General features: G+C 71.8%; 9 protein-coding genes. 3 read left to right on the forward strand and 6 right to left on the reverse strand.

The features are described from left to right. Positions 1–1,101 (reverse strand): DEAD/DEAH box helicase (locus tag Q0R63_RS15250; RefSeq protein WP_295699018.1); only part of this gene is annotated, 1,101 nt, incomplete at its 3' end. Between the two features lie 257 nt (positions 1,102–1,358). Between Q0R63_RS15250 and Q0R63_RS15255 the strand changes: the two genes are divergently transcribed. Beyond that, complete coding sequence (locus Q0R63_RS15255) at positions 1,359–2,126, forward strand: ferritin-like fold-containing protein (RefSeq protein ID WP_295699021.1); 768 nt, start codon at positions 1,359–1,361, stop codon at positions 2,124–2,126. 107 nt (positions 2,127–2,233) lie between these two features. On the opposite strand, the gene Q0R63_RS15260 is transcribed toward Q0R63_RS15255, so the two are convergent. The 3 genes from Q0R63_RS15260 to Q0R63_RS15270 form a co-directional block, all read right to left on the reverse strand. Continuing rightward, positions 2,234–2,500, reverse strand: coding sequence for a GlsB/YeaQ/YmgE family stress response membrane protein (locus tag Q0R63_RS15260; RefSeq protein ID WP_295699023.1), 267 nt, complete (start codon positions 2,498–2,500; stop codon positions 2,234–2,236). Positions 2,501–2,647: 147 nt separating this feature from the next. After that, on the reverse strand, positions 2,648–2,872 hold the full coding sequence (locus Q0R63_RS15265; protein ID WP_295699025.1) for a DUF3107 domain-containing protein: 225 nt from the start codon (positions 2,870–2,872) through the stop codon (positions 2,648–2,650). 87 nt (positions 2,873–2,959) lie between these two features. Continuing rightward, positions 2,960–3,721, reverse strand: coding sequence for a TetR/AcrR family transcriptional regulator (locus Q0R63_RS15270; RefSeq protein ID WP_366521145.1), 762 nt, complete (start codon positions 3,719–3,721; stop codon positions 2,960–2,962). Between the two features lie 75 nt (positions 3,722–3,796). On the opposite strand from Q0R63_RS15270, the gene moeB reads away from it, so the two are divergent. Further along, entirely contained in the window at positions 3,797–5,017 is a 1,221-nt protein-coding gene (gene moeB, locus Q0R63_RS15275) for a molybdopterin-synthase adenylyltransferase MoeB (RefSeq protein WP_295699027.1), read from the forward strand. A gap of 109 nt (positions 5,018–5,126) precedes the next feature. Here the strand turns inward: moeB and Q0R63_RS15280 are convergent, their stop codons facing one another. Further along, positions 5,127–6,869 carry a phospho-sugar mutase gene (locus Q0R63_RS15280; RefSeq protein ID WP_295699030.1) on the reverse strand — a complete coding sequence of 581 codons (1,743 nt, stop codon included), beginning with the start codon at positions 6,867–6,869 and terminating at the stop codon, positions 5,127–5,129. A gap of 6 nt (positions 6,870–6,875) precedes the next feature. Next, complete coding sequence (locus Q0R63_RS15285; RefSeq protein WP_295699033.1) at positions 6,876–7,766, reverse strand: purine-nucleoside phosphorylase; 891 nt, start codon at positions 7,764–7,766, stop codon at positions 6,876–6,878. A gap of 52 nt (positions 7,767–7,818) precedes the next feature. Here Q0R63_RS15285 and Q0R63_RS15290 point away from each other — a divergent pair, with 52 nt between their 5' ends. After that, on the forward strand, positions 7,819–9,195 hold the full coding sequence (locus tag Q0R63_RS15290) for an NAD(P)H-quinone dehydrogenase (RefSeq protein ID WP_295699036.1): 1,377 nt from the start codon (positions 7,819–7,821) through the stop codon (positions 9,193–9,195). The last annotated feature ends 50 nt before the right edge of the window (positions 9,196–9,245 follow it).

The following is a 9,245-nucleotide window of genomic DNA, read 5'->3' on the forward strand; positions in this document are numbered from 1 at the left end:
CTCGTCCTCGGGGCACTGGAAGTTCACGACGTGGGTGACGTTGTCGACGTCGATGCCACGGGCCGCGACGTCGGTGGCGACGAGGACGTCGACCTTGCCGTTGCGGAAGGCCCGCAGGGCCTGCTCACGGGCGCCCTGGCCGAGGTCGCCGTGGATGGCGGCCGCGGCGAAACCGCGCTCGGCGAGGTCGTCGGCGACCTTGGCGGCGGTCCGCTTGGTGCGGCTGAAGACGAGGCACAGACCGCGGTCGCGGGCCTGCAGGATGCGCGCCAGCATCTCCACCTTGTCCATGGCGTGCGCGCGGTAGACGTACTGCGTCACCGCCTTGACGGTGTGCGCGTTCTCGTTCTCGTCGCCCATCGCGCGGATGTGGGTCGGCTGCTGCATGTAGCGACGGGCGAGGGCGACGATCGCGCCCGGCATGGTCGCCGAGAACAGCATCGTCTGACGGCTGGCCGGGGTCAGCGACATCAGGGTCTCGACGTCGGTCAGGAAGCCGAGATCGAGCATCTCGTCGGCTTCGTCGAGGACGACGGTGCGGGCCTGCGACAGGTCGAGGTGACCCTGCTTGGCCAGGTCGATGAGCCGACCCGGGGTGCCGACGACGACCTCGACGCCCCGCTTGAGGGCGTCGATCTGCGGCTCGTAGGCGCGGCCGCCGTAGACGGTGAGGACGCGGATGCCGCGCCGGGCGCCCGCCCGCTCGAGGTCGGTCGCGACCTGGACCGCGAGCTCGCGGGTCGGGGCGACGGCCAGGGCCTGCGGCTTGCCGGGACGGGCCATGGCGTCGAAGCCCTCGTCGACCGGGCTGATGACGCGCTGGAGGATCGGGACGCCGAAGCCGAGCGTCTTGCCCGTGCCCGTCTTGGCCTGGCCGATGATGTCGTGGCCGCCGAGGGCGACCGGGAGGGTCATCGCCTGGATAGGGAACGGGTGGACGATGCCGTGGGCGGCCAGGGCGTCGACGATGTCGGGGTGGACCCCGAAGTCGGCGAAGGTCGGCTCGGGCTGGGGCTCCGCGGCGGGTGCGGTGGTCGAATCGTCGACGATATCGTCGGCGGGGGAGTCGTCGGGCGTGACGACGTCAGTGGTGTCGGTCATGGGTGGAGGAGTTCTCTCGATCGGGCCCGGGGCGAGGGCGAGGCCGCGGCTGCGCGGCGGTGGGTCGTCGCCCCTGACATGAGGTTCGGGCCGATCGGAGGTCTGTCGTGCCGAGTCACTCGGCAAAAAAGTGGCGATTCGGGCCGACCGGGCACCGGATAACACCGTCAGTCTACCCGCACCACCCACTGCACCCCTTTTTCGCGCGGCAGCCGGTCCGAGCAGGCCACACCACGCCGCCGCACTACGCTGGCGCCATGAGCGACGACGACGTGCTCGAGAGCCGTTCCGACGACCCGGAAGAGCCCGGGGACAGGCGAGACCTCGTCCCGGAGGGGACGGGCGCGGGGACGACCGAGGCGGGCGACGCGGCATACCGGCCGGCGGTCATCGACCTGCTCGGTGCCCTGGCCTACGGCGAGCTGATGGCCTTCAGCCAGCTCGCCGCCGACGCCGAGATGGCGCCGAGCCAGCCCGCGAAGGCGGCGGTCGCCCGGCTGGCGGTCGCGGAGTTCCACCACTACGAGGCGATCACGCAGCGGCTGCGCGAGATGGGGGTCGATCCCAACGCGGCGGTGGAGCCGTTCGTCGCCTCGTTCGACGCCTACCACGAGCGGACGAGCCCGAGCACCTATCTCGAGGGGCTCGTCAAGGCCTACGTCGGCGACGGGATCGCGCAGGACTTCTACCGTGAGATCGCGGCCTACGTCGATGCGCCCACCCGGCAGCTCGTCGAGGCCGCGATGTCCGACATGGGGCAGGCCGAGTTCGTCGTGCGCGAGGTGCGGGCGGCGACCAAGGCCGATCCGCGGGTCAGCGGCCGACTCGCCCTCTGGGGGCGGCGACTGGTCGGCGAGGCCCTGACCCAGGCCCAGCGCGTCGGGGTCGAGCGCGACGCGCTGTCGTCGCTGCTGGTCGGCGCCCCCGGCCGGCCGGGTGCCGACCTCGCCGAGCTCGGGCGGATGTTCGCCCGGCTCACCGACGAGCACACTCGCCGGATGGCGCGGCTCGGGCTCTCGGCCTGAGCTGTCCTCTGCCGTATGCGATTGACCCGTGTGCCGGTCGGTCACTGGACACACGCGAAGGGCCCGGCCGGGTGGCCGAGCCCTTCGGTGGACAAGAGGTGGTCGGGTCAGACCTTCTTGCTCGTCATCGAGCCATAGAGCCGGATCAGGCCCGCGGCGACGAGGGCGGAGATGATCCAGAACCACCAGCTGATGCCGCCGCCACCGGTGTAGTGGAACATCGCCCCCAGGATGAGGTTGACGACGACGGACGAGATGATCCCGATGACGATCGTCACGAGAAGGGAGATGTTCTGCTTGCCGGAGAGGATCAACCGGCCCAGGGCGCCGATGATCGCGCCGACGACGATTGCTCCGATAAGACTGCCAACCATGCTGTGCTCCTTCGTGGTCGCTGTGCCGACCTGATCCGCCGACGCTGACGCGAGCGGCTTCGGGCTGAGGGCCCGGATACGACAGGGCGTCGTACCGGACAGGAGGTTACCCCGGGAGTGCGGCCCTCAACCGCAGGGACCGTGACGTCAGGAGGTGCCGAAGCCCACCCCGCGCTTGTCCTGCTCGCCGATGTTGATGTAGCCGATGGAGGGCACGGGCACGATGAACACGCGGCCCTTGTCATCCGTGAGCCGGAGCAGCGGCTGGTCGACGAGCGCCGTGTTGACGATCTCGGTGACCTCCTCCAGGGACTGGTTGGACTCGAACGCGATCTCGCGAGCGACGTTCTGCACGCCGATCCTGACCTCCACGATGTGGCCTTTCGTCTGGGGCGCCGAACGGCCACCGGACGGTGACCACCCGGCATACGCCAAAGGATGAACTCGTTCCAGTCAACCCTATGAGGACAGCCGCTGTTCCTCGTGGCCCGGGTGTTCGCCGACAGAGGATTCGGCGACAGCGGAACCGTCGCTCTTGGGGAAGCCGCCGATGCCCCGCCACGCGAGCTGGCCGACGATGCGGGCGGCCTCCTCGCGGGGGATCGTGGAGCCCTGGGAGAGCCAGTAGCGCGCCGACACCTGGGCCATGCCCGTGAGGGCCATGCCGAGCATGTGGGCGTCGGCGTCGGACATCTGGGTGTCGGCGGCGATGACCTCGGCCAGCGCCTCGCCGCAGGTGAGCGCGACGCCCTCGACGCGCTCGCTCACGGCCGGGTCGTTGGTCAGGTCCGACTCGAAGAGCAGCCGGAACGGAGCGCCCTCGCGGGTCACGAACTCGAAGTAGACCCCGACGCAGTCGAGCACGCGCTGCTTGTTGTCGGTCGTGCTCGACAGGGCCGCCCTCACTGCGGTCTCGATCTCGGTCCGGTGGTGGTCGAGGAGGGCGAGATAGAGGTCGAGCTTGCCGGGGAAGTGCTGGTAGAGAACAGGTTTGGAGACTCCGGCCCGCTCGGCGATATCGTCCATCGCGGCCGCGTGATAGCCCGACTCGACGAAGGCGGCCTGCGCTGCCTCGAGCAGCTGGGCGCGACGGGCCGACCGGGGAAGGCGCAGCCCTCGGGCGTTGCCTGGTGCGTCCACCGACATCGTCGTCGACCCCTCCTCGAAGCGTTGCGCGCCCGACGGGCGCCACGGCGGTCCGGATCCGCGCGTGCGGCTCATCGTACCCACGAGTAGCCCCCTCGGCCGGGAGCGGAGTCGCGACGGCGCCCGGTCGCCGGGAGGTACCGTCGGGGAGTGACCGCCCGCACCGTCAACGCGCAGGCCCTCTCCCGCGACGAGGTCGCCCGCTACGCCCGCCACATCCTCCTGCCGGGCGTGGGGATGGCCGGTCAGGAGCGCCTGGCCGCCGCCCGGGTCCTCGTGGTCGGGGCCGGCGGCCTCGGGTCGCCGGCGCTGCTCTACCTCGCCGCCGCCGGGGTGGGCACGATCGGGATCGTCGATGCCGACGTCGTCGAGACGAGCAACCTCCAGCGACAGGTCGTCCACAGCGACGCCGATGTGGGCCGGCTCAAGACCTCGTCGGCCGCCGAGACCGTGGCGACCGTCAACCCGCACGTCACGGTCGTCCGCCACGACGTGCGGCTCGACGCCTCCAACGCGCTCGACGTGCTGCGCGACTACGACGTCGTCATCGACGGCACCGACAACTTCCCGACCCGCTACCTCCTCAACGACGCGTGCGTGCTGCTCGGGATTCCGCACGTCTGGGGCTCGATCTACCGCTTCGACGGCCAGGTCAGCGTGTGGTGGGCCGGCCACGGACCCTGCTACCGCTGCGTCTTCCCCGAACCGCCGCCACCCGGCGCGGTCCCGTCGTGCGCCGAGGGCGGCGTGCTCGGCGTGCTGTGCGCCGCCATCGGCTCGGTCCAGGTCACCGAGACGGTGAAGATCGTCCTCGGGCTCGGCGAGACCCTGACCGGGCGGCTGCTCGTGCACGACGCGCTGCGGATGACGTGGGACACGCTGCCGGTGCGTCGTGACCCGGGCTGCCCGGTGTGTGGCGACGATCCGAGCATCACGCTCGCGACGGGGCTCGTCGACTACGAGGCCTTCTGCGGTATGCCGGTCGGCGCGGTGTCGGGTGCGGACCCGGCCGCCGGCCCCGGGGCCGATCTGCCCCTGGTGTCGGTGTCGTCGCTGGCTGCTGCCCTCGCGTCCGAGACGCCGCCGCTGCTCGTCGACGTCCGGGGCGACGACGAGCGGTCCATCGCGGCGATCCCGACCGCCGTCGCGATCCACCTCGACGCCTTCCGGGACGGCACGGCATACGCCCGGCGCGAGCTCGCCGACGCCGTGGCTGCGGGCCGGCCGGTCGTCATCCACTGCAAGGTCGGGGGCCGCTCAGCGGAGGCTGCCCGCCTGGCGCTGGCCGCCGGTCTCACGGGCGTCGCGAGCCTCGACGGTGGCGTGCTCGCCTGGGTGCACGAGATCGACCCGAGCCAGCCGGAGTACTGAGCCGGACCCACCCCACTCCACGTGTTGCGGTGAGATCCGGACCTTCTGGGCATTAGCCGGGCCGATCGCCGATCTCACCGCAACAAGTGGGGCTGTTGGAGCCCCGTAGTCAGAGCGAGGTCAGGGTCTCGAACTCGGTCCGGATCGCGGCGAGACGGACGGCGGCGGTGTGCCGGGCGGTGGCGAGCTCGGCGGCGCTGACGACCGGCTCGATGACCTCGAGGTAGACCTTGACCTTCGGCTCGGTGCCCGACGGTCGGACGATGACCCGCGAGTCGTCGGCGAGGAAGAAGCGCAGCCCGTCGGTGGGGGGCAGGCCCCCGTCGCCGCGGGCGAGGTCGTCGCGGCGGGCCACGTCGATGGCGGCCACGGATGTCGGTGGGGCAGCACGCAGTCGCGCCATCACGGGGGCGATCTGGTCGAGGTCGTCGACCCGCACGGCGAAGGAGTCGGTGGCGTGCACCCCGTGGGCGACGGCGAGGTCGTCGAGGAGGTCGAGGAGGGTGCGCCCCTGGACCTTGAGAGTGGCTGCGAGCTCGGCGAGGAGCAGCGCCGCGCTGATGCCGTCCTTGTCGCGCACGATCCCCGGCGCGACGCAGTAGCCGAGCGCCTCCTCGTAGCCGTACGCGAGTCCCGGGACCCGGGCGATCCACTTGAAGCCGGTCAGGGTCTCCTCGTGGGCGACCCCCGCGGCAGCGGCCATCGCCGCCAGCAACCGGGAGGAGACGATGGAGCTGGCGAGGACGCCACCGTCGGGTATGCCGCGGGCGATGAGGTGCGCGCCCAGCAGTGCGCCGACCTCGTCGCCGCGCAGCATCCGCCAGTCGCCGGGCGGGCCCGTGCCGGAGGCGAGCCGTGCAGCGGGGTCGAACACCGCTGCGGGGTCGAACTCTGCTGCGGGGTCGAACACTGCTGCGGCGCAGCGGTCGGCGTCGGGGTCGTTGGCGATCACGAGGTCGGGGTGGACGACCCGCGCGAGGTCGAGGGCGGCGTCGATGGCGCCCGTCTCCTCGGGGTTGGGAAAGCTGACGGTGGGGAAGTCCGGGTCGGGGCTCGCCTGGCTCGGAACCACCTGCGGCGCAACGAAACCCGCACCCACGAAGGCCCGGATGATCGTCTCGTTGCCCACCCCGTGGAGCGATGTGTGGACGACGGCGAGGTCGCGGGGGGAGCCGTCGGCGACCACGCGGCATACGGCCTCGAGGTAGTCGTCCTGGAGGTCGTCGCCCAAGGTCTCCCAGCCGTCGTCGGTCAGCGGCACGTCGGCAACCGAGGTCACGGCGGCGATGTGAGTCGCGATCTGCACGTCGGTCGGGGGGACGATCTGGCTGCCGTCGCCGAGATAGACCTTGTAACCGTTGTCGCGCGCGGGGTTGTGGCTCGCAGTGACCATGACCCCCGCGTCGGCGCCGAGATGACGAATCGCGAAGGCCAGCAACGGAGTTGGCAGGGGCCTGGGAAGGATGCTGGCGCGCCCGCCTGCCGCCACGACAACCGCCGCGGTGTCGCGGGCGAAGACGTCGGAGTCGTGGCGCGCGTCGTAGCCGATGACCACCATCGGCTCGGCCTGACCACCCTCGGCCCGCAGGTATGCCGCGAGGCCGGCTGCCGCGCGGAGGACCACAGCACGGTTCATGCGATGGGGCCCGGCCCCCATCGCGCCGCGCAGCCCGGCCGTGCCGAAGTCGAGGAAGCCGGAGAACCGGTCGACGAGGTCGGCCACCGCGTCCTCGTCGCCGCCCGCTGCCGCCTCGAGCAGCGCCGCGAGCTCGGCGCGGGTGCGGGGGTCGGGATCGTCGGCCAGCCACGCTTCGGCGCGGCGGCGGAGCTCGTCGGTGAGCGTCGTCGGCATCGGCGCTCAGGCGTCCGTGGTTGTGGCAGAGCGGGTTTCAGTCGTAGGAGCGCTCGAGGTGGCGATCCGCAGGACGACCTGCGCGAGCAGCTCGCCGCAGCGGCCGGCGGCGGCCTGCCCTGCCTCGAGGACCTCGGCGTGCGAGAGCGGCCGGTCGGAGATGCCGGCGGCGAGGTTGGTGACGAGCGAGATGCCGAGGACCTCGAGCCCAGCCTGGCGCGCGGCGATCGCCTCGAGGCTCGTCGACATGCCGACGAGGTCTCCCCCGAGGATGCCGGCCATCCGCACCTCGGCCGGGGTCTCGTAGTGGGGGCCGCGGAACTGGACGTAGACGCCCTCGTCGAGCCCGGGGTCGACGTCGTGCGCGAGGGCCCGCAGGCGCGGGGAGTAGAGGTCGGTCAGGTCCACGAAGTTCGCGCCCTCGATGGGTGAGGTCGCGGTGAGGTTGATGTGGTCGCGGATGAGGACGGGGGTGCCGGGGCCCCAGGCGGGGTTGAGGCCGCCGCACCCGTTGGTGAGCACGATGGTCGTGCAGCCCGCCGCCTTCGCGGTGCGGACGGCGTGGACGACGGCCCGGACGCCCCGACCTTCGTAGAAGTGGGTGCGGGTGCCGTAGACGAGGGCCCGCAAGCCGGTCTCGCCGATGGCGACCGAGCGCATGGTGCCGGAGTGGCCGACGACGGCGGCCCTGCGGAAGCCGGGCACCTCGTCGTTGGGGATGGTCTCGAGCGTCTCGCCGATGAGGTCGCCGGTCTGCCCCCAACCGGACCCGAGCACGAGAGCGACGTCGTGGGTCGCCACACCGGTGCGGTCGGCGATGACGGCGCCCGCGGCCTGCGCGACGGACAACGGGTCGGTCGAGGGGTCGTCGAGGTCGGGGGTGGTCGGCTCGCTCACGCGCCGACTCTAGTGGCGGGCTCAGCCGCGATGGCGTGGATGGTTGGATGGGGTGGTGAGCGTGCGTTCGTCGGTCGTCGTCCTCGGGGGTGGTCCGGGCGGCTACGAGGCTGCGCTCGTCGCGGCCCGGATGGGCGCACAGGTCACCGTCATCGACCGCGACGGCCTCGGTGGGGCGTGCGTGCTCACCGACTGCGTGCCGAGCAAGGCCCTCGTCTCGACCGCCGCGTTCATGGGTGGGCTGTCCTCCGGCGCCACCCTCGGTGTCCTCGGAGCGGAGCGGGCCAGTGTCGACCTGGCCGCCGTCAACCGGCGGATCCTCGCCCTCGCCGCCACCCAGAGCGCCGACATCCACCGCCGGCTGCTCGCCGACGGCGTGCGGCTGCTCGCGGGCGTCGGGACGCTCCTCGCGCCGGGGCGGGTGCGCGCGACGTGTGCCGACGGGCATACCGAGGACCTTGACGCCGACGTCGTCCTCGTCGCCACCGGCGCCACCCCCCGCACGATGCCGACCGCGGAGCCCGACGGGGAGCGCATCCTCACGTGGAAGCAGATCTATGCGCTCGATGCCCTGCCAGGGAAGCTGATCGTCGTCGGCTCCGGCGTCACCGGCGCCGAGCTCGCCCACGCTTACATCGGCCTCGGCGCCTCCGTGACCCTGGTGTCGTCGCGCGAACGCGTGCTGCCCGGCGAGGACGCCGACGCCGCGACCGTCATCGAGGACGTCTTCCGGCGCGACGGCATGGAGGTGCTGGGACGCTCGCGGATGGCGAGCGTCGAGCGGCACGGAAGCGGGGTGCGCGTCACGCTCGTCGATGGCCGCACCGTCGACGGGTCGCACGCGTTGCTCGCCGTCGGGTCCGTGCCCCAGACCGGCGGGCTCGGCCTCGAGGAGGCCGGCATCGAGCTGACCGCGTCGGGTCATATCGAGGTCGATGCCGTGTCACGGACCTCCGTGCGGGGTGTGTATGCCGCCGGCGACTGCACCGGGGTGCTGCCCTTGGCGTCGGTGGCGGCGATGCAGGGCCGGATCGCCATGTGGCACGCCCTCGGCGACGCGGTCTCCCCGCTCAAGCTGAGCCGGGTCTCGGCCACCATCTTCACGATGCCCGAGATCGCGACCGTCGGCATCACCCAGAAGCAGATCGACGACGGGCTGACGGAGGCGAGCTACGACATGCTCCCGCTGGCCACCAACGCTCGCGCGAAGATGGACTCTTTCCACGACGGGTTCGTGAAAGTGTTCTCGCGCAAGGGAAGTGGCACCGTCGCAGGTGGCGTCGTCGTCGCGCCCCGGGCGTCCGAGCTGATCTATCCACTCGCGCTGGCGGTGGAGAACCACCTCAACGTCGACCAGGTGGCCAGTACCTTCACGATCTATCCGTCGATGACCGGCTCGATCGCCGAGGCCGCGCGCCGGCTGCACTGACGCTGCCGCCCCTCAAGCTGACGTGTTGCGGTGAGATCCGCGTTCTGGAG

Source organism: Lapillicoccus sp. (assembly GCF_025353065.1).
In the GTDB taxonomy this organism is placed as follows: Bacteria; Actinomycetota; Actinomycetes; order Actinomycetales; family Dermatophilaceae; genus Lapillicoccus.

Excerpts from the sequence above, each read along its gene's own strand:
- Q0R63_RS15270 (WP_366521145.1), bottom strand. The coding sequence starts at position 3,721 with ATGAGCCGCACGCGCGGATCCGGACCGCCGTGGCGCCCGTCGGGCGCG.
- Q0R63_RS15255 (WP_295699021.1), top strand. The coding sequence starts at position 1,359 with ATGAGCGACGACGACGTGCTCGAGAGCCGTTCCGACGACCCGGAAGAG.
- Q0R63_RS15280 (WP_295699030.1), bottom strand. The coding sequence starts at position 6,869 with ATGCCGACGACGCTCACCGACGAGCTCCGCCGCCGCGCCGAAGCGTGG.
- Q0R63_RS15260 (WP_295699023.1), bottom strand. The coding sequence starts at position 2,500 with ATGGTTGGCAGTCTTATCGGAGCAATCGTCGTCGGCGCGATCATCGGC.